Genomic DNA, 19,417 nt, shown 5'->3' on the forward strand with positions numbered 1-19,417 from the left:
GCTCAGATTTGATACAGGTCAATGTGGCAGACGCCTGGTCTTTAGGCAAATTAATTAGATCGCTGCCGCCCGGCGCGGTCGCGGGGCGGTGTGTTCGTCAGAATAAACGACCGGCAGGCGTCAATGATCTCATTGAAACGCGCCCTTTCGCGGGCATAAAGGTAAACTCTGCGCATTTCCGATACGTCTGCAATCGGGCGAAATACCACGTTGTCGGGAAGAAACTGCGCCACCGTCTGCGGCAATACCGTGGCGAAGCGCCCGGTGCGCACCATCGTGATCAGCGAATGCGTATTGTGGATCGTGACCCCGGACGCTTTCAGCACGTCCTGAAACGCGTCCGAGGTTATGGAATCGCATAGCGGGTTTCGCAGAAACGGGATGCCCGCAAGGTCCACGATTTTCGGCGGCCCGGCCCGCGCGAACAGCGGGTGATCCGACGCGGCAACAAGGCCAAAGCGGTCTTCGAACAAGGGAACGGCCTGAACCCCATTCAGCGGGTGATGACCGGACGCAAGCCCGATATCGGCGCTGTCCCCGGCCACGGCGTCCAGAACCTGCTGCGTATCCGCATCGCGCAGATCGACCTTGAGGCCCGGAAACCGCGTCGTCATATGCTCCAGCAGCGATGGGAACAGCACTGCCCCAACCGACGGCACCGCGACGATTCGGATCAACCCATGTTCGGCGAGAGCCGCCGTTTCGATGTTTTGGACGGTCTGATCAAACTCGCGCACCTGCCGCAGCGCCAGATCGAACACCTGCTGTCCCAGCGGCGACAGCTGGTTTTTTCGTTCCCCTTCAAACAGTTTCCTGCCCAGATGATCCTCAAGCTGTTTCAGCGTCATGGACACGGCGGACTGGGTGCGGCCCAGACGGTCCGCAGCCTCGGCCAGATTGCCGGTCTGTGCGACGGTGCAGAAGCAGCGCAGCATTTCGATCTTGATGGCCATGCTTCAGATTTCCTGAACTGGGTTAAAGTTATTTGAGTTTGACTGATGTAACGAACAAAATCCATCCTGTTCCCAACTGAACCTGTGCATTTGGGGCCTGACGTGACCAAACTGAACCTGATCGCCGGCGAATGGCTGGCGGGCGACTCCGAGATTGAAAACCGCAACCCCTCGGATCTGAGCGATCTGGTTGGCCTGTTCGCACAAGCCAGCGCCGAGCAACTGGACGCGGCGCTGGATCAGGCGCGGATTGCGCAGGCCGAATGGGCCGCGTACTTGCCCGAGCGCAAGCAGGCGGTCCTGATGAATATCGGCACCGAATTGATGGCCCGTGCCGAAGAGCTGGGAATGCTGCTGAGCCGGGAAGAGGGCAAGCCGCTGGCCGAAGGCAAGGGCGAGGTCTATCGCGCCGGTCAGTTCTTCACCTATTACGCCGCCGAATGCCTGCGCCAGATCGGCGAAAACGCCGACAGCGTCCGCCCCGGTGTCGAGATCGACGTGCGCCGCGAACCCGTGGGCGTAGTTGCCATCATCAGCCCGTGGAATTTCCCCACCGCGACCGCATCATGGAAGATTGCACCGGCGCTTTGCTACGGCAACGCGGTGGTGTGGAAACCTGCGAACCTGACCCCGGCCTCGGCCGTGGCGCTGACCAAGATCATCGAACGGCAGGACATCCCCAAAGGTCTGTTCAGCCTTGTGATGGGCTCGGGGCGCAGCATCGGGCAGCGTCTGGTCGAAAGCCCATCGGTCAACGCGATTTCCTTCACCGGCTCGGTTCCAGTGGGCAAGGGCATCGCAGCGGCAGCGATCCAGAACCTGACCAAGGTGCAGATGGAGATGGGGTCGAAGAACGCACTGGCCGTGATGGACGATGCCGATCTGGATCTGGCGGTTTCGCTGGCTTTGGGCGGCGCGTTTGGCGGGACAGGTCAGAAATGCACCGCCTCCTCGCGCCTTGTGGTGCATGCGGGCATTCACGATGCCTTTGTCGAAAAGCTGGTCGCGGGCGCGCAGGCGATGCAGGTCGGGCATGCGCTTGAGGACGGCACCCAGATGGGGCCGGTTGTCAGCGAACAGCAATTGCACGAGAACCTGGCCTATGTCGATCTGGGCCAGTCTGAGGGCGCGGAACTGGCCTGCGGCGGACAACGGCTGGAGATGCCGCATGACGGGTTCTACATGTCCCCCGGTGTGTTCCTGAACACCACCAACGATATGCGCATCAACCGCGAAGAGATGTTCGCGCCGCTGACCAGCGTCATCTGGGTCGACAGCTATGACGAAGCGCTAAGCGTGGTGAACGACACCAATTTCGGCCTGACCTCGGGCATCGTCACGCAGAACCTTGCCCGCGCCACCCATTTCCGCCGCAACGCCCGTACCGGCGTTGTCACCGTGAACCTGCCGACCGCAGGCACCGACTATCACGTGCCCTTCGGTGGACGCGGCGACAGTTCCTATGGCCCGCGCGAGCAGGGCAAGGCGGCGGCCGAGTTCTACACAACGGTAAAAACCGCCTATATCAGCGCCGGGACACCGGTCTGATGCGTATCGACGGGCTGCAATACGCCAACTGGTCCGAGAAGATTTTTCGCCAACTGCGCGAGGGCGGCGTGGACGCGATCCATGTCACCATCGCCTATCATGAGAATTTCCGCGAAACCGTCCTGAATTTTGAGAAGTGGAACCGCTGGTTCGAGCAATACCCGGACCTGATCATAAAAGGCCGCTGGGCCAGCGATATCGACATTGCGCGGGAAACCGGGCGGACGGCGGTGTTCTTCGGGTTCCAGAACCCCTCACCCATCGAAGACGATATCGGGCTGGTGGAAATCCTGCACGATCTGGGCGCGCGGTTCATGCAACTGACCTATAACAACCAGTCCCTGCTGGCGACCGGTTGCTATGAGGCCGAAGATACCGGCATCACCCGTATGGGCAAACAGGTGATCCGCGAAATGAACCGTGTCGGCCTTGTCATCGACATGAGCCATTCCGCCGACCGCTCGACTATCGAGGCCGCCGACCTGTCTGAGCGGCCCATTGCCATCACCCACGCGAATCCGCATGACTGGGCCCCTGCGCTGCGCAACAAGCGCGATGCGGTGATCCGGGCGGTTACGGAACGGGGTGGGATGCTGGGCTTTTCGGTCTACCCTCATCACCTGAAGGACAAATCCGCCTGCACGCTGGAGAGTTTCTGCGAAATGATCGCCCGGACGGCTGATAAATATGGCGCACAGCATCTGGGGATCGGCACCGATCTGTGTCAGGACCAGCCCGACAGCGTGGTGGAATGGATGCGCGTGGGGCGCTGGACCAAGGAAATCGACTATGGCGAAGGCTCAGCCTCGGCCCCCGGTTTCCCACCGATGCCGGGCTGGTTTCAGGACAACCGCGACTTTGGCAATATCGAGGACGGATTGCGCGCGGTGGGCATGAGCGCCGATGAGGTCGCGGGCATCATGGGCGGCAACTGGTATCGCTTCTTCGCCGAAAACTTCGGACAGCAGGCGGAATGACCCGCAGCGGCACGCATATCCCCCGGCGCGATCCGGCGCAGGTGATGCGCCTGTCGCGGCTGGGGTCGCTGCATCAATGCAGGCTCAGCTTCATGCGGCAACTGACCCGGCGCATGGCAAATGAGCGCTGGACCTTCTCGCGCCCGGTCTTCGAGATTGACGACAGCGGCGTCGGCCATGCCGTCTACACGGCGCAGGGGCCAGAGCGCGCTTATTCTCTGGTCGCCTTCGCCCATGACCTGCCCCCCGAACAGCGTTCTGACCGGGTGATCGCCGTGGCGTGGGACGCGACCTTTGCCCTGTTCGACGGTGTGCCGACGGCGGAAGATATCGACCGGCTGTCGCAAAACGTGCCGCTGCAAGAGGCGGGCCGCGTCAGCGAACGCGAGCTGTCCCTGTCACGCGCCAACCGCTCGGTCCGGTTGTGGGCGCATGTGGTGGACAGGCTGGCGACGGGACAACAGCCGGATTTGCAGCAGATTTACAAGGTTGGATACCTGATGCGGACCACCGCTGTATACGGCTCGGGCAAGTTCGGGGCGGCGGATCGCGAGAAGATCGCGGACCGCCCGGAAACCAGCGCGCCGTTTCAGGCCGAGATGCTGTCGGTCTACCTGACCCGCACCTTCGTTCGCGATTTGGTACAGCATATGGCCCGCGCCAAGGGTGGCGAGAAAACCGCAGACCTGAACCCCGAAATCGCCCGCTGGCTGGGGATCGGCAATTCCACCGGTCTGGGCATGGCCCCGTTCATCGTCAACCACCCGGTCCTGTTCAACAACTGGATCATGGCGCGGGAAGAGGCGATCTCGCGCGTGCGGTCGGTCGAAACGGCATCTGTGGCCGCGGCCCGTGCCTTTCGGACCATTTTCGAGCGCAGCAGATTGTCGATCTCATGGTGGCAGTCCGAGCATCCGGTTCAGATCGAGAAGCTGGCAGCGTTGAAGGCTGATCTGTCGGCAATCTCGGATTATCTCGAAAAAGACAACCTGACCGAAAACCACCCCTGGGACCGGCTGGTACGCTGGTCCGAAACCGCGCTGAGCCCCGAGGGGCAGGAATTGATCGCCTCGCTGATCCTTGAACCCTATCCTGACCTTGTGGATGGTCTGGCAAGCTGCATGGCCGACACCCATTCCGGCGCGCAGGTGATCGATGGCGCGATGGCGATCTCGGACTTGCGGGCGCTGATCCGGCAAAGCTTTGACTGGGCGCTGGATCTGGACTGGGACGCCCCCGAGAACTGCGCCCGGGCGTGGTATGTCTCGGAAGAAAAGCTGGAACCCAGACTGGGGGAACGGTTCGAGGAACCGATTGCCGACTACGAACAACCTCTGGCCCCGGCGCGGGATGCGGCTTTGGCCCACAGATGTTTGACCGGATGGGATGACACCGTACCGGTTGCCGCTTTCCTGCTGCGCCACCCCGAACACCGCCACACGGTCCGCCGCGCGCAGATGACCCCCTTCGCCCCCTATGGCGAGGTGCGCGACAACACGATCAGCGCCACCGTTCTGCCCATCGACATGCTGCGCGCCAAACTGTCCTTCTTTGGCGCAACGCATTTTGATCCCCGGTCAGATCGCTGGGTGCGTATCTGCATGTATTCCGGCGCGCCTTACCCCGAGGAACTGACCCTCGATAACGCCGATCTCTGGGTCTATCCCGAGGTCACGCCATGAGCTTTTCCCTGAACGAGATCGAAGCCACTGCCAAGCGCGCCACGCGCGGTGCCGGGTACACATGGGGTCTTTCGGAAGAGGCGGCGAAAGCCACGCGCTGGCTGTGCGCGCAGGGTCTGGACGGAGCGGCAGAACTGGCTGCAGTTCTGGACCGGGGCTATGCCGACGCGCTGACCCGGCACATCCCAAGGGTTGTAGACGGGGATTGGCGGGGCGACGGTGATCTTTGCCCGCTGATGACCGGAGCAGCGCTGTCGGATCATGCAGCCACCCTGCAAACCGGGCCGGTTCTGATCCGGAATGTCGCCGCCCCGGCGCTGTTGCTTCCCTTTGCCGCCAATGTCGCCCGGCGTCTGAATGCAAGCCTGACCGTCACGTTCGACGATTGCGTCGCGGCAACGGATGGGGTTTCGCTGTCCCTGCCGCACGGCCATCCCACCCAGTCCAGCCACGTCCGCGTCGCTACGGGTCCGGGACCGGGCGATCCGCGACCTCAGGCAACGCGCGCCACGCCAGACGGGGAAAGCTGGCGCATCCTTACCGGCTTTGCCCACCGCACCTATGCGCCCGCAACCGAGGAATCCCGCAGGCTCGGGGCCGGGTCGGGGCTGTCCGACAATGAATGAAGGGGACCAAGATGGTTGAAAGGCGCAGACTCTCGCTGGCACAGATCGAAGACCTGGCGTTCCGGGCATTGATCGCCGCAGGAACAAGCGAAGCCAACGCCCGCCCGCTGGCCGTTGCGACAGCGGCGACCGAGGCGGATGGGGTTGCCAGCCACGGCCTGGCCTATATCCCGATCTACTGCGAACACGTGCAGTGCGGAAAGGTCGACGGGCAGGCGGTTCCGACCCTCGAGGTGCCAAGGCCCGGCGTTCTCCGCGTCGATGCGGCAACCGGGTTTGCCCATTCCGCGATCGATCTGGGGTTCGACGCCCTGATCCCCGCCGCCCGTGCGCAAGGCATTGCGGCGCTGGCGATCACCAACAGCTACAATTGCGGCGTGCTGGGCTATCACACCTACCGTCTGGCGCAGGCCGGGCTGGTCGGCATCGGATTTACCAACGCGCCGGCGTCGATTGCGCCGTCCGGGGGTTCGAAACCCGTGGTCGGAACCAACCCGTTTTCCATCGCCGCCCCGGGGGATGACGGGCAGCCGGCGGTGCTGATCGATCAAAGCGCCAGCACGATTGCCAAAAGCGAAGTGATGAAACATGCGCGCGAGGGCAAGGCGATACCGGTTGGTTGGGCGCTTGACCCCGATGGCAACCCGACGACGGACCCGAATGTCGCGCTTAGGGGCAGCATGGCCCCGTCCGGTGGCTACAAAGGCGTCGGCGTAGCACTGTTGACGGAAATCATGGCGGCAACACTGACCGGGGCGACGCTGGGCGTTTACGCCTCACCGTTTTCCGGAACTGCCGGTGGCCCGCCCAAAACCGGCCAGTTCTTTATCGCCATTGACCCCGAGGCGACATCCTCGGGCGGCTACCCGGGCGGGATCGCCTCGCTTGTCGCGGCGGTGCGATCTCAGGAGGGGGCCCACCTGCCCGGCGATGGCCGCCGCTTGCAGCGCGTGTCGGCAGGGGAAAACGGCGTTGAGGTCAACGCGGCAACGCTGGAGAAAATCGAAGCCCTGTTGGGGTGAGGGTTCGGCGGGCCGCCCATGGTCGTGCCCTTCCTCGCCAATCCGGGTCCCCCCCCCAACCCTCGCCGATCCCTCGGTTCTTGACGAAAACCCTGCTGTGCGGCATGTGAGTGCCCTTGGGGGGAATGGCATGTCTGCGAAGGCCAGTTGGCGCGGCGCGGCATGTCAGATCAGGTTCAAACGTCCGCGCGGCCCCCGGTGGCTGCCCGCTTTAGCACCGGAAGGTAGTTGAGATATGTGCCCTGCACCCGTTGATGCAGAGACCCCGCGCGGGTTCATCATTCCGATCGGCGGCGGTGAAGACCGTGTCAAGGAAATGCAGATTCACCGCAAATTCGTGGAACTGTCCGGCGGCGCGGATGCCGATATCGTGGTGATCCCGACGGCCTCGATGCTGGAAGAAACCGGGCCGGACTATAACCGCATCTTCTCGGAGCTCGGCGCGGGCAAGGTCGAGTTTCTGCCCATCTCGCGGCGGGCCGATTGCGACAACCCCGATTATGCCGACGTGCTGGATCGCGCCACCGGGATTTTCATGACCGGCGGGAACCAGTTGCGCCTGTCGGCGATTCTGGGCGGCACTCTCGTCGCGCAGAAAATCCGCCGCCGGAACGCGGCGGGCGTGCCGGTTGCCGGAACCTCGGCGGGGGCTTCGATCATGTCGGAGCACATGGTGGCCGGGGGCAGCAGCAACTCCGCCCCGGCGGAAGGCAACATCACGCTGGCCCCGGGCATGGGTCTGACCAACGCGGTCATCATCGACCAGCATTTTACCCAGCGCAACCGGCTGGGCCGACTGCTAACCGCATCGTCTTTCAACCCTTTTCTGATCGGTCTGGGCATTGACGAGGACACCGCTGCCTTCATCGGGCCCGACAATGTCTTCGAAGTTGTCGGCAGCGGTTCGGTCACGGTGGTCGATGCCAGCAACCTGACCCATTCGTCGATGTGGGATGCCCGCCGTGGCGAAGCGCTGAGCCTTCTGGGACTTCGGCTTGACGTTCTGGGCGAAGGGTGCCGTTATGATCTGACGGCTCGCCAGGCTTTTCCGCCGGATGAGCATCTGGCGTTCTGCACGTTGCCGAATTTATCCGGCGACGAGACCGCCGGCGGGAGGGGATAACACGCTAACCAACGGGGAGCCTCATGAAAATCATCTCGACCAATGTCTTTGTCGGCCCGAATGTCTGGGCAAGTTTTCCGGTCATCCGCCACGTCATCGATCTGGGCGTATTGGAAGAATGGCCCTCGGCAAGAATTGGTTCCGAGTTTGTCGACGCACTGATCGAGGCGCTGCCCGGACTGGCGGAACATGGCTGTTCCTATCGCGAACCTGGCGGCTTCATTCGCCGCCTGCGCGAGGATGACGGCACCTGGCTGGGCCACGTGCTGGAACATTGCGCCATCGAGATACAGAATGTGGCGGGCACCGATGTGACCTTTGGCCGGACCCGTGGCACGGGTGAACCCGGCCAGTACAACATGGTCTATGAATACCGCCAGCGCGATGTCGGTCTGGCGGCGGGCAAGCTGGCGCTGCGGCTGCTGATGCATCTGCTGCCGCAATCCCTGAAAGATCAGGTGGATGATTACGAGTTCGACCCCGAGTTCAACTGGGACCACGAGCTGCGCAGCTTTGTCCTGCGGGCGCAGCGCAAGGAATTCGGCCCCTCGACCGGATCGCTGGTCAAGGCGGCGCAGGAGCGCGATATCCCGTGGATCCGGCTGAATTCCGGCTCGCTGGTGCAGTTCGGGCACGGCAAGTTTCAAAAGCGCATTCAGGCGACCATAACCTCGGAAACCAAGCATATCTCGGTCGAGATTTCATGCGACAAGGAAGACACCCACAACCTGCTGAACGATCTGGGCCTTCCGGTGCCGCAGCAGCGCATGGTCTACACCGAACGCGAAGCGGTTCAGGCGGCCGGGCGCATCGGGTTTCCGGTCGTGGTCAAGCCGCTCAACGCCAATCATGGGCGCGGCGTTTCGATCAACCTGAATTCGGCCTCCGAGGTCGAGGCCGGTTTCGCTGAAGCCCGGGAACACTCCCGCAGCCGGGCCATTCTGGTGGAAAGCTTCATCACCGGCTTCGATCACCGCATGCTGGTTGTGGACAACAAGCTGGTCGCGGTGGCCAAACGGGTGCCGGGCCATGTGGTCGGTGACGGTATGCACACGATTGCCGAACTGGTCGCCATCGTGAACGAAGACCCCCGGCGGGGGATCGGACATGAAAAAGTGCTGACCATGCTCGAGATCGACAACCAGGCCAGGCGCCTGATGGAAAATGCAGGCGTGACCGACCAGACCGTTCTGCCGGATGGAGAGGTGTTCTATCTGCGCTCCACGGCAAACCTGTCGACCGGCGGCACCGCCATCGACCTGACGGATGTGGTCCACCCCGACAACCGCGACATGGCCGAGCGTGCCATCATGGCCGTCGGGCTGGATGTGGGCGGTGTCGATTTCCTGATCGATGACATCACCAAATCCTACAAGGATATCGGCGGCGCGATTGTCGAGGTGAACGCCGCCCCCGGTTTCCGGATGCACGTGGCCCCGTCCGAAGGGGAACCGCGCGATGTGGCGGGCAGGGTGATCGACATGCTGTTCCCCGCCAATGAAGAAACCCGCATCCCGATTGCCGCGATCACCGGGACCAATGGCAAGACCACAACCTCGCGGATGCTGGGCCATATCATGAAGACCAGCGGCAAGACCGTTGGCATGACTTCGACCGACGGCGTCTATGTGGATGGCAAGCTGAGCGTCAAGGGCGACATGACCGGGCCCAAGTCGGCCCAGATCGTGCTGCGCGATCCGATGGTCGATTTCGCGGTGATGGAAACCGCGCGCGGCGGGCTGGTGCGCTCGGGGCTGGGCTATCAGCGCTCGAACGTGGCGGCCTGTCTGAATGTCTCGGCGGATCATCTGGGCCTTGGCGGCATCAACACGGTCGAGGAACTGGCCGTGGTCAAGCGCGTCGTCGTCGAAAGCGCGACGGATACGGCGGTGCTGAATGCCGATGATATCAATTGTCTGAAAATGGCCGATTACGCCGGGGCCGATCAGATTTTCTATGTCACGACAAACCCCGGCCACAGCCTGGTGAAAGAGCATATCAAGGCGGGCGGCAAGGCCATCGTGCTGGAAAAGGGCATGAATGGCGACATGCTGACGATCTATGATCACGGGCTGCATATCCCGGTTCTGTGGTCGCATCTCATCCCCGCCGCGCTTGAGGGCAAGGCGGTCTTCAATGTGCAGAACGCCATGTTCGCCGCCGCGATGGCCTATAGTTTCGGGGTGGATCTGGACAATATCCGCCACGGGTTGCGGACCTTTGACACCAGCTATTTCCAGGCGCCGGGGCGGATGAATGTCTATGACGAACATCCTTTCAAGGTGATCCTGGATTATGGCCACAACCCCGCCGCGCTCAAGGCGCTGGCGTCTCTGGCCGATCAGATGGAGGTCGCAGGCCGCAGGCTGTGCGTGGCCTCGATGCCCGGCGACCGGCGGGACGAGGATATTGCCGACGCCGCCGCCGCGCTGGCCGGGCATTTCGACCATTTCATCTGCAAGGCCGATGACCGCCGCCGCGGACGCGGGCATGACGAGGTTCCGCAAATGCTGCGCCAGTCGCTGATCGACAATGCCACGCCCGAAGACAGGATCTCGATCATTCCCGATGAGGTCGAGGCGGTGAACGCCGTGCTGAACATGGCCGCGCCCGGCGATCTGCTGGTGATTTTCGGCGACGACACCGCGCGGTGCTGGAAACAGATCATCTATTTCAACTCGGAAGGCGACGCCCCAAAGGCCGAGCCGACACCAGCGGCCCGCCCGGCCGAGACCTCGTTCGAGGATATGATCGAGAGCGACCAGACCCTGATCCGGGACGAACGCGGCGTGCGTCTGGCCCGTGACATCAGCGAAGACGCGGACTAGGCGGAGGCACCGGAATGGACCGGATCGAAGAGCTTGAAACCTCGCTGCCCATCGAAAGCGCGACCGCCGATCATATCCGCGTGGGCGATGCCAGACGCCTGACCGGCCCCGGCCTGCTATGGGACAGGCCCGGCGCGGTAATGGATGTGTTTTTCACCGATATCGACGCAGCGCAGGTTACCGGACTGTGGCAGGTGCATGCCCGCCGGGTGCTGGATGCGCTTGGCTGGCAGGATCAGAACCTGACCCACCGCACCTTCACCGGCGGCGTCAATCTGGCAATCTCGGCCCCGATGGATCAGCTCTATTCCGCGATTTTCGCAGCGCAGACCGCCTGGCATTTCTGCGCCGCCGAACTGTTGGGGGCCACCCCCGGCGATTTCGATCAGATGGTGGCAGATGTCAAAAGTGTCATGGCCAAAGAGGCCAACCCCCCTCTGATCGCCCTGATTGCGGCCGCCGAAGCGCATGGCGTCGATATCCTGTGTGATGATGACGAGATTTCAATCGGGCACGGCACCGGCAGTCAGGTCTGGCCGGTCGATGCCCTGCCCGCCCCGGCAGATGTGGACTGGCCCAGCCTTCACAATATCCCGGTCGCCTTCATCACCGGCACCAATGGCAAAACCACGACGACCCGGTTGCTTGAAGCAATCGCCCGCGCCTCGGGCAAGGTGGCGGGGCTGACCTCGACCGAGTTTGTGCGGGTCGGCGACGACATTCTGGACCGGGGCGACTATTCAGGCCCCGGCGGCGGGCGGATGCTGCTGCGCGACAAACGGCTCGAGGTCGCCTGTCTGGAAGTGGCCCGTGGCGGCATCCTGCGCCGTGGCCTGCCGACCCGGGCCGCGACGGCTGCGGCGGTGACCAACGTGGCGAATGATCATCTGGGCCAGTTCGGCGTCAACACGGTGCCGGAACTGGCGCAGGCCAAGTTCGCCGTCTACCGCACGCTGGCCAAGGGCGGCGTGCTGGCCCTGAACGCCGATGACGCCTATGTCCGGGCCGAGGCGGAACGCACAGAGGCAAACATCTGGTGGTTCTCGCTGGATGCGCAGAACGATCTGATCTGTCAGGCGCGCGACGCGGGCAGGTGCTGCGCCTATGTGCAGCAGGGCAATATCGTCTTTTTCGACGGCACGGCTGAGCAGGTGATCCTGCCTGTCGCCGACGTACCCCTGACCATGGGCGGGGCCGCGAAATACAACATCCAGAACGCGCTGGCAGCCCTGTGCCTTGCGCTGGCGCTGGATTTGCCCCAGCAGGCGGTTCGCGCTGGTCTGGCCGGGTTCAAACCCGACGCCAAGGACAATCCGGGCCGGTGCAACGAGTTCAGCCATAACGGCGCGCGGGTTTTTGTCGATTTCGCCCATAACCCGCATTCGATTGCGGCAGTCTGCGACGCGCTGTCCGGCCTGCCGGCAAAGCGGCGGTTCATCATGCTCAGCCATGCCGGCGACCGGTCCGATCAGGACATCCGAGACGTCACTGCAACCGCATTGAATTTCCAACCCGACTTCATCGTCGCCGCCGAACTGGAAGGCTATCTGAGGGGCCGCGCTTTGGGAGAAATCCCCGATCTGATCGAAAAAACGGTGTCGGATCGGGGCTATGACCCGCAACAGGCGCTCAGAGCGTCTTCACCCTCTGAGGCGGCATCGATGATATTGCAACGGCTGCAGCCCGGTGATCTTGCCCTGCTGTTGGTACTTTCCGAGCGTGACGCGGTGCTCGCCATGCTCGACGGGTGACGGCCAAGTCAGGCGCCCTAGCCGTCTGCGCCGGATACAGGCGGGATCACGACCCGGCATTTCAAGCCGCCAAGCGCCTCCGACGCCCCCAGATCCAGCGTTGCGCCATAGGCCGTCAGCAGATCGACGGCAATCGTCAGCCCCAATCCGCTGCCCGCGACCGAGGTGTCCAGCCGCCCCCCGGATCGCAACGCCTCGCGACGCGCGTCTTCCGGGACGCCCGGCCCGTCATCCTCGACGCAGATTTCGATTGCGTCACCCCAGAGGCCGGCCGTCAGGGTGACGGTCCTGCGGCTCCATTTCAGTGCGTTGTCCAGAAGGTTTCCCAGAACCTCTTCGATATCCTGTGCATCCATGCGAACCCAAAGGCCCGGATCCCGTGTCACGGTCAAGGACTTGCCTTCCCGCTCGGACATGTTGGAAAAAAGCCGCGCCAGCCGGTCGATGGAGTTTGACAGGTCAGTCCGGGAATGGGTCAGTTCTGCGGTGTTCATGGCCCGCATCCGGGCCAGCGAGCGGCTGATCTGCACGTCGATCCGATCAAGCGCGTCCTGTGCGGCCTCAGTCGCCGCGTCGGTTGCGGCCAGGCTGGTCAGCTCGTTTCGCAGAACGGCGGTCGGCGTTTTCAGGGCATGGGCCAGATCCGCCGCCTGTCGGCGCGACCCGGCTATGATGTCCCGGTTTCGGCTTAAAAGCCGATTCAGGTCTTCGACCAGCGGCGCCACCTCTTCCGGGTAGTCCGAGGGTTTCAGATCCTCGTCCCGGTCCCATCGATGGGCAACATCCGATCGCAGCTTTCGCAGCGGGCCCAGGATGGCGGACATCAGCAGCAGCGAGCCGCCGACACCGATCACCCCGACCAGCGCGAAGACCGGCAACAGGCTTCGCTGCGCCGCGCGCCGTTCGCCGACCAATTGCGCCCGGCTTTCGGCCACGCTGATGCCCCAGACAGACCCGTCTTCATAGGTGATTTTCTGGAAAATGCTGCGAACCCGGTCGTTTTCCGGGCCCCTTGTGTTCCAGAATGTCGGGGTATCGGGGGATCCGTCTGGCTCGGCCAGCGTTTCGTCGAACAGCGAGGCCGAGGTGAAAATCTCACCATCACTGTTGGTCACTTGCCAGTATCGCCCGGAATACGGCGTTCCATAGGCCGGATCGAAGATCATATCACGCAGCGCCTCGGGGGTGTCGGTGGTGACGCTCAGCCCCACGACAAGCTGCGTGTGACGGTCGCGCAGCGTGTTGTCGAACCGGTCCGATACGCGGGAATCGATATAGGAAAAAACCGCAAGCGTGCCGACAGCCACGGACACTGCCCCGGATGCGATCCCCCCCAGCAATGCCCGTTGTCGGAGTGACAGCATCAGTTTGAATCGATCATGTATCCGCGGCCCCGCACCGTTGTGATCAGATCGGGACCCAGTTTCTTACGCAGGCGGGTTATGAAAACGGCAATCGTGTTCGAATCCCGGTCGCCGTCATATTCGTAGATGTGGTCGGACAGTTCCGTGCGTGAAATCAGCCGTCCGGGATTATGGGCCAGATAGGTCAGCACGGCGATTTCCTGCGCGGTCAGATCGACCGGAACGCCGTCCGAGGTGACGCGCCCGTTTCTGGTATCCAGAACCACGCTGCCCATCTCGATCACCGTATTCATCTGGCCGCTTTGCCGCCGCAGATTCGCGCGTACGCGCGCGGCAAGTTCCGGCATGTGAAAAGGCTTGGTCATGTAGTCGTCGGCCCCGGCATCCAGCCCATCGACCCGCTCGCTCCAGCCGTCGCGGGCGGTGAGGATCAGCACTGGCGTCTTTACACCCGCGCTGCGCCATTCACGCAGAACGGAAATGCCGTCGCGTTCCGGCAGGCCGATATCGAGGATGATCATGTCGTAAGGCTCGGTCGATCCCAGATGCAAGGCGTCCACCCCGCTATGGACGACATCCACAACCCGCCCTTCGGCATTCAACAGCTTCTTGATCTGCTCGCACAGGTGCGGCTCGTCTTCTGCCAGCAGTATTCTCATGGTTTGAAACTACAGGCGTTCGGGCGTTGGTTCATCACTTATTTTTGCCACCGCCGTTCCCATTCCCGCCGCCATTTCCATTGCCACCGCCGTTCCCGTTGCCGCCGCCATTGCCGCCGCTGTTTCCGTTGCCGCCGCCATTGCCACCACTGTTCCCGTTGCCACCGCCATTGCCGCCACTGTTTCCGTTGCCGCCACCATTGCCGCCACCGTTCCCGTTGCCGCCACTATTGCCGCCACTGTTGCCATTGCCGCCACTATTGCCGCCGCCGTTCCCACCGCGGTTGCTGTTGCTACTGTTGTTGCTCTTGGAAGCGCTGTTTCCCTGGGAGCTGGAACTGGAAGAATTGCCCGGTTTCGAACGGGCGGCCTCGGTGATCTGACGGCCAACACTGGACCGGTTCGGAACAACAACACCGGTCTGAGCATTGACGATGACGCTGACGATCTTGCCGTTCGGTTTCTTCACCAGAATACGGTAGTAAACCTTGTCATTCTGGAACGCGCGCGCATCGACTGGGGTGCCGCCAAAGACCTTTTCAACGCCCCGGATCACCCGGTTCAGCCGAATGGCATCGCCTGAGGTTGTGGCCTTGCGCAGCTCGGATTGGTTCAGTTCGCGCGTGGCAGCCTGCCCTTCTCCGATCAGAAGAAGGCCTGCCACCATCACCATCGTCAGGAGCTTCCACATTTCTGTCACTCTGAACCGCACAAACCTCTTACAAGCCTACCTATTTCTATATGAACTGACGATGAACAACCGGTTCCGCGTGAGTTCAACCAAGATGCGGTGAAATAGAGACGCTGTGTAAGCGCAATGCAAGCCATTTGAACCCAGTCAATGAAACCAGCCTTTGATCTGCGAGAACCGTTATGAAACCCCAGAAAACCGGCCTTCTGAAAACCTCTGCCATCGCAATCGCCCTGCTCGGGTCCGCCGCATTTGTCGCGACCGTCGTCGTTCCTGATTTCGCCTACGCGAAAGAAGGTAAGGGCAACGGCGGCGGCAATGGAAATGGCGGCGGGAACGGGAACGGCGGCGGTAAGGGAAATGATGGCGGCAAAGGTGGTGGGAACGGCAAGGGCAATGGCGGCGGCAATGGCAAAGGAAACAGCAAGGGCGGCGGATCAGCCGCTGCCAAGGACGACGGCCAGAAATCCGCAGGCAAGTCCCGCGCCGGCAAGTCCGGCAGCCGCAGCTCGAAATCCGGCGGCGCGCGGGCCGGGGCTTCGAAAGGCAAAGGGTTTTCGCTGAAAGGCCTGTTTGGTGGCAAAAAGACCCGCACCCAAACCGCGAAAACGCGGCACAAAACCCAAACTACGACGCGCAAATCCACGAAATCCGCCCACGTAACGGAATCTGTTCGACCCACAGCCCGGACGAAAGGCAACAAAATCGCCGCGCTTCTGGGCGCTCACCCGTCTGAACTGGGTGCGCTGAACGCCGCCAATGCCAGCGAAACCGCGCTGCAGAATGCATCACCCAATTCCCGGGTCGGCCGCATCGCAACCTATCGTGATACGGTTCTGGCCGGGGATGCGCTGCGGGAAGACTTTGAAGACGCCAAGGAACGGCTCGAAGGTCTGAACCGGCCGGACCGGCCTGTAAGTGAAATCGACGCCGATCTTGAAAACGCCCTGTCGGATGTTCAGACCAACCAGGACCGTGTCACCGAACTTGAAGAGGCGCTGGAAGATATCGGCGGCACCGACCCGGATATCGAGGCTGAACTGGATGCCGCCAGATCCGATCTGCAGGACTCGGTCGAAGAGGCCGAAGCTCTGGCCGATGAACGGCGCGAGGCTGTCGAATACGAAGACGCGCTTACGGAAGTCGCCGATCTGGAAGACCAGGTCGAAGATCAGGCGCTCACCGAACGCGAGGCGCTTGAGAATGCGGCGAACAAACCGGTGACGGACGAGGTTGAAGCGACCGTCAAAGCGCTTTTGGGTCTGTACTGATCAAGAGCACCGAAGCCACCACTTACGGCGGTGCAAGCCCGGCTTGATTCTACCCTCATGTCCGGGCGGGTCCGCTCCCCCAGGGAGCGGGCTTTTTTGTTTCCGCCCGCATACGCGTTGAGCCTGGCTTGTGTCCTGCCGGTGCAATCTCCGCGGCGTCCGGTTTCACCGGCAAAGAACAAGATTAACCGAAAGTGAACGGCACATTCTCTCAGCATTCAACGACGCTGGGGCATACTGAAGGTCGAGATTTCGGGTAACAAGACTTTTGTTCGATCAAACCGAAGGGGAAAGGCATGGACCAGACCACCACGTTGGTTGCACGTCGAAACAGTTCAGAAGGGGCAAAGCCATCGGGTTCCGCAGCATCCTGCCAGCTGCCGCGCACCGCGCAACCGGATGGAAATCGCTTTCCCCCTATCGAAACAGCGCTCATCAGCATTTTTAGGAACAAACAGCTGTCTCAAGCCAGGAACCTCCACTTAGACCCTTAATTTGAAAGGGTAGTTTTTAGTTTTGTGTTAAAGAGTTCAACGAGTGAAGAATGAAGCGTTCCCTTGAGAACCTGCCCGAGCGGCTGTTCTGGATTTGCCTGTTTCTGACCATCATTTGCGCATCGGTCCTTTACGGAATTCTAGCGCAAACGAAACAGTGGCCACCGGCCCCGCAGTTTCGAATGGCCTACAGGGCGATATTTGTCGATCAGTCCCTGACAGGCGCGGCCTATCACAAGCACCTCCAGCCCGCGCGCGGGCAAGGTGACGGCGTCATGATCAACGACAGGCCTGACCGCAAGGACGCCATCCTGCTGATGGGGTTCTTTGACGGGGAAAACCAGGCCCGGTTGGTTAACCGTGACGGCAGTGTGATCCGCAAATGGTCGTTGAACTACTTCGACCATTACCCCGACGCTCAGACACGCCCCTGCAGCAATCTTGTCACCCCGTTAGAAACAGATGTGCACGGGGCGCTGCTCACACCGAAGGGCGAGCTTGTGTTCAGCTACGAATACTGTGGGGCGGCCAAGCTGGATCAGTGTTCCAACCTGCTCTGGACGCTTGATGAAAATTCCCATCATTCGATGGTTGCATCCGAACGGGGCGGGTATCTGACCGTGGGCCGCGACAGCTGGACCGCCGCCGAGGTTGTCGACCGCTTCCCGCCGTTTTTCACAGCGGCCAAGGACCAGCCGATCTGGGAAGACGTGGTATTAAGGCTTGATGATCAGGGTCAGGTTCTGGAACGGATATCGATCCCCGACATGATCATCGGCAGCGGCCTGACCGCGCTGCTGACCGCCAACAATCAGGACTTCGAAACGAAGGGGGTCGTCCGCAGCGAATTACTTCACGCCAACAAGATCGATGAGCTGCCATCGCACCTGGCCGACAGGTTTCCCCTGTTCGAGGCCGGGGATTGGGTTATTTCAATGCGGGGGCTGAATCTGGTCATCGTGGTGGACCCCGCCACCCGGAAAGTGAAATGGCATCAGACCGGCCCCTGGATCCGGCAACACGACCCCGAGTTTCGCCCGGATGGCAAAATCTCTGTCTTCAACAACAACGCGTATCTAACCTCCTACACACGGAGCGACAAAACCCGGCTGGATGCGGCCCGGGATACCAACATTATCACCATCGACCCGGTCAGCCGGCAGACCGAGGTTGTTTTCGGCAGCAAGCCCGGTCAGGAAATGCTCTCGGTTATCCGGGGACAGCACGAGATACTGGACGACGGCGGCATTCTGATCACCGAATTCGACGCCGGACGGGTGCTGGAAGTGGATCGCACCGGCAATGTGGTCTGGGAGTTTGTCAATAAATACGACGATGCGTTTGTGGGTGAGATCACCAATGCGAAGCTCTACCCCCTGACCTATTTTGAAACCGATTGGAAGGAATGCACGCAATGAAATGGCTCATGAAAGCCCGGGTGGCGGGACGTGTGATGGCGCTGTGGCTGCTCGCAGGGGTGCCATTTCTGACACTGGCAAACCCGGCACACGCCTATATCGGCCCCGGTGCCGGGCTGGGCGCGATAGCGGTCACGATTGCCGTGGTGCTGGGCGGTCTTTTCCTTCTGGTCGGACTGGTCTGGTTTCCGCTCAAGCGGCTGCTGAGCGGCAAGAAAGGCCGGGCTGACGCGGGGAACGAGACCGACCCGGCGCATTGACAAAAAACGAAGGTCGTTTTGCGCCCGACAGGTCGGGCTAAGCGTTGCAATGCCCGACCTTTGAAATTGTCCGGTCACATGGGCGTCCGTACGGGCGTGCAATGTATCTAATCTTTGCTGCGTGGCGTAGCACTGGTGTAGCACCAAGAGCTGCAGACCTAAACACGTGAATCGCCCCTTTGGGTGCTAAGTGTTTGATATCTTGCTGAGAAGTTTGGTTGCGGGAGTAGGATTTGAACCTACGACCTTCAGGTTATGAGCCTGACGAGCTACCGGGCTGCTCCATCCCGCGGCAGGGTCGAATAAGTGCGATATCGTTAGAGAGATTGTGTGGGCTTTTTCTAGGTTTGGCGGTGACCTACTCTCCCGGGGCTTAAGCCCAAGTACCATTGGCGCGGCAGTGCTTAACTTCCGGGTTCGGGATGGGACCGGGTGTTTCACTTGCGCTATGACCACCAAACCGAGGAAAAGCCCATGTCGACTTTTGCGGAGCAAAAGCGACAGGTGGCAGGCAGCGTATTCGCGAAGCGGATGCGCGGTGCCACTCGGTTGTTATGTCACCCCTTACGGGGTTTCACATCAATCAACACCGTCGCTGTTTGCGTAGCAAAAGCGACGTAATTGTCCAATTCAAGGTCGGTGTATGCTTTTGGTTTGATTTTGTCTTTCCATTACTGGATCAAATCAAGCCTATCGGGCGATTAGTACCGGTCAACTGAACGCATTACTGCGCTTACATCTCCGGCCTAT

The 19,417-nt window shown here is 61.6% G+C and carries 15 protein-coding genes, 1 tRNA gene and 1 rRNA gene; 11 read left to right on the forward strand and 6 right to left on the reverse strand.

Translation table 11 applies throughout. The annotated features are described in order from the left end of the window. Positions 1-50: 50 nt before the first annotated feature. Entirely contained in the window at positions 51-953 is a 903-nt protein-coding gene (locus ACR0EZ_RS16755; protein ID WP_480615207.1) for a LysR family transcriptional regulator, read from the reverse strand. A 102-nt stretch (positions 954-1,055) separates the two neighbouring features. On the opposite strand from ACR0EZ_RS16755, the gene ACR0EZ_RS16760 reads away from it, so the two are divergent. The 8 genes from ACR0EZ_RS16760 to ACR0EZ_RS16795 all read left to right on the forward strand — a co-directional run bounded on the left by ACR0EZ_RS16760 (position 1,056) and on the right by ACR0EZ_RS16795 (position 12,510). Further along, on the forward strand, positions 1,056-2,501 hold the full coding sequence (locus ACR0EZ_RS16760; RefSeq protein ID WP_480615209.1) for an aldehyde dehydrogenase family protein: 1,446 nt from the start codon (positions 1,056-1,058) through the stop codon (positions 2,499-2,501). Continuing rightward, entirely contained in the window at positions 2,501-3,478 is a 978-nt protein-coding gene (locus ACR0EZ_RS16765) for a membrane dipeptidase (RefSeq protein WP_480615211.1), read from the forward strand. Before ACR0EZ_RS16760 ends, ACR0EZ_RS16765 begins: the two co-directional genes overlap by 1 nt. Next, a complete protein-coding gene (locus ACR0EZ_RS16770) occupies positions 3,475-5,160 on the forward strand; it encodes a hypothetical protein (RefSeq protein WP_480615213.1) in 1,686 nt (561 codons plus the stop codon). Before ACR0EZ_RS16765 ends, ACR0EZ_RS16770 begins: the two co-directional genes overlap by 4 nt. Further along, complete coding sequence (locus ACR0EZ_RS16775) at positions 5,157-5,786, forward strand: DUF3726 domain-containing protein (protein WP_480615215.1); 630 nt, start codon at positions 5,157-5,159, stop codon at positions 5,784-5,786. Before ACR0EZ_RS16770 ends, ACR0EZ_RS16775 begins: the two co-directional genes overlap by 4 nt. Positions 5,787-5,797: 11 nt before the next feature. Further along, positions 5,798-6,808 carry an Ldh family oxidoreductase gene (locus ACR0EZ_RS16780; protein WP_480615217.1) on the forward strand — a complete coding sequence of 337 codons (1,011 nt, stop codon included), beginning with the start codon at positions 5,798-5,800 and terminating at the stop codon, positions 6,806-6,808. A 235-nt stretch (positions 6,809-7,043) separates the two neighbouring features. Further along, on the forward strand, positions 7,044-7,931 hold the full coding sequence (locus tag ACR0EZ_RS16785) for a cyanophycinase (protein WP_480615218.1): 888 nt from the start codon (positions 7,044-7,046) through the stop codon (positions 7,929-7,931). A 23-nt stretch (positions 7,932-7,954) separates the two neighbouring features. Next, positions 7,955-10,759 carry a cyanophycin synthetase gene (cphA, locus tag ACR0EZ_RS16790; protein WP_480615220.1) on the forward strand — a complete coding sequence of 935 codons (2,805 nt, stop codon included), beginning with the start codon at positions 7,955-7,957 and terminating at the stop codon, positions 10,757-10,759. A gap of 14 nt (positions 10,760-10,773) precedes the next feature. Then, entirely contained in the window at positions 10,774-12,510 is a 1,737-nt protein-coding gene (locus tag ACR0EZ_RS16795) for a Mur ligase family protein (RefSeq protein ID WP_480615221.1), read from the forward strand. 17 nt (positions 12,511-12,527) lie between these two features. On the opposite strand, the gene ACR0EZ_RS16800 is transcribed toward ACR0EZ_RS16795, so the two are convergent. From ACR0EZ_RS16800 to ACR0EZ_RS16810, 3 genes are read right to left on the reverse strand one after another with little or no spacing between them, the layout of a single operon-like run. After that, a complete protein-coding gene (locus ACR0EZ_RS16800; RefSeq protein WP_480615223.1) occupies positions 12,528-13,874 on the reverse strand; it encodes an ATP-binding protein in 1,347 nt (448 codons plus the stop codon). Next, complete coding sequence (locus ACR0EZ_RS16805; RefSeq protein WP_480615225.1) at positions 13,874-14,533, reverse strand: response regulator transcription factor; 660 nt, start codon at positions 14,531-14,533, stop codon at positions 13,874-13,876. Before ACR0EZ_RS16805 ends, ACR0EZ_RS16800 begins: the two co-directional genes overlap by 1 nt. Before the next feature lie 34 nt (positions 14,534-14,567). Beyond that, positions 14,568-15,224 (reverse strand): PepSY domain-containing protein, encoded by a 657-nt coding sequence (locus tag ACR0EZ_RS16810; RefSeq protein ID WP_480615227.1) that lies wholly within the window; start codon positions 15,222-15,224, stop codon positions 14,568-14,570. Between the two features lie 182 nt (positions 15,225-15,406). Between ACR0EZ_RS16810 and ACR0EZ_RS16815 the strand changes: the two genes are divergently transcribed. From ACR0EZ_RS16815 to ACR0EZ_RS16825, 3 genes are all read left to right on the forward strand, one after another. After that, positions 15,407-16,495 (forward strand): hypothetical protein, encoded by a 1,089-nt coding sequence (locus tag ACR0EZ_RS16815; protein WP_480615229.1) that lies wholly within the window; start codon positions 15,407-15,409, stop codon positions 16,493-16,495. Between the two features lie 544 nt (positions 16,496-17,039). Then, the gene (locus ACR0EZ_RS16820) at positions 17,040-18,407 is read left to right on the forward strand and encodes an arylsulfotransferase family protein (RefSeq protein WP_480615231.1); all 1,368 of its coding nucleotides are present in this window, start codon (positions 17,040-17,042) and stop codon (positions 18,405-18,407) included. Next, positions 18,404-18,667 carry a hypothetical protein gene (locus ACR0EZ_RS16825; protein WP_480615233.1) on the forward strand — a complete coding sequence of 88 codons (264 nt, stop codon included), beginning with the start codon at positions 18,404-18,406 and terminating at the stop codon, positions 18,665-18,667. Before ACR0EZ_RS16820 ends, ACR0EZ_RS16825 begins: the two co-directional genes overlap by 4 nt. A gap of 215 nt (positions 18,668-18,882) precedes the next feature. Here ACR0EZ_RS16825 and ACR0EZ_RS16830 read toward each other — a convergent pair. Both ACR0EZ_RS16830 and rrf read right to left on the reverse strand, forming a co-directional pair. After that, positions 18,883-18,959, reverse strand: a tRNA-Met gene (locus ACR0EZ_RS16830). A gap of 53 nt (positions 18,960-19,012) precedes the next feature. Next, a 5S ribosomal RNA gene (gene rrf / locus ACR0EZ_RS16835) occupies positions 19,013-19,127 on the reverse strand. Between the last annotated feature and the right edge of the window lie 290 nt (positions 19,128-19,417).

The sequence above is a fragment of the Ruegeria sp. AK4 genome, from assembly GCF_056541025.1.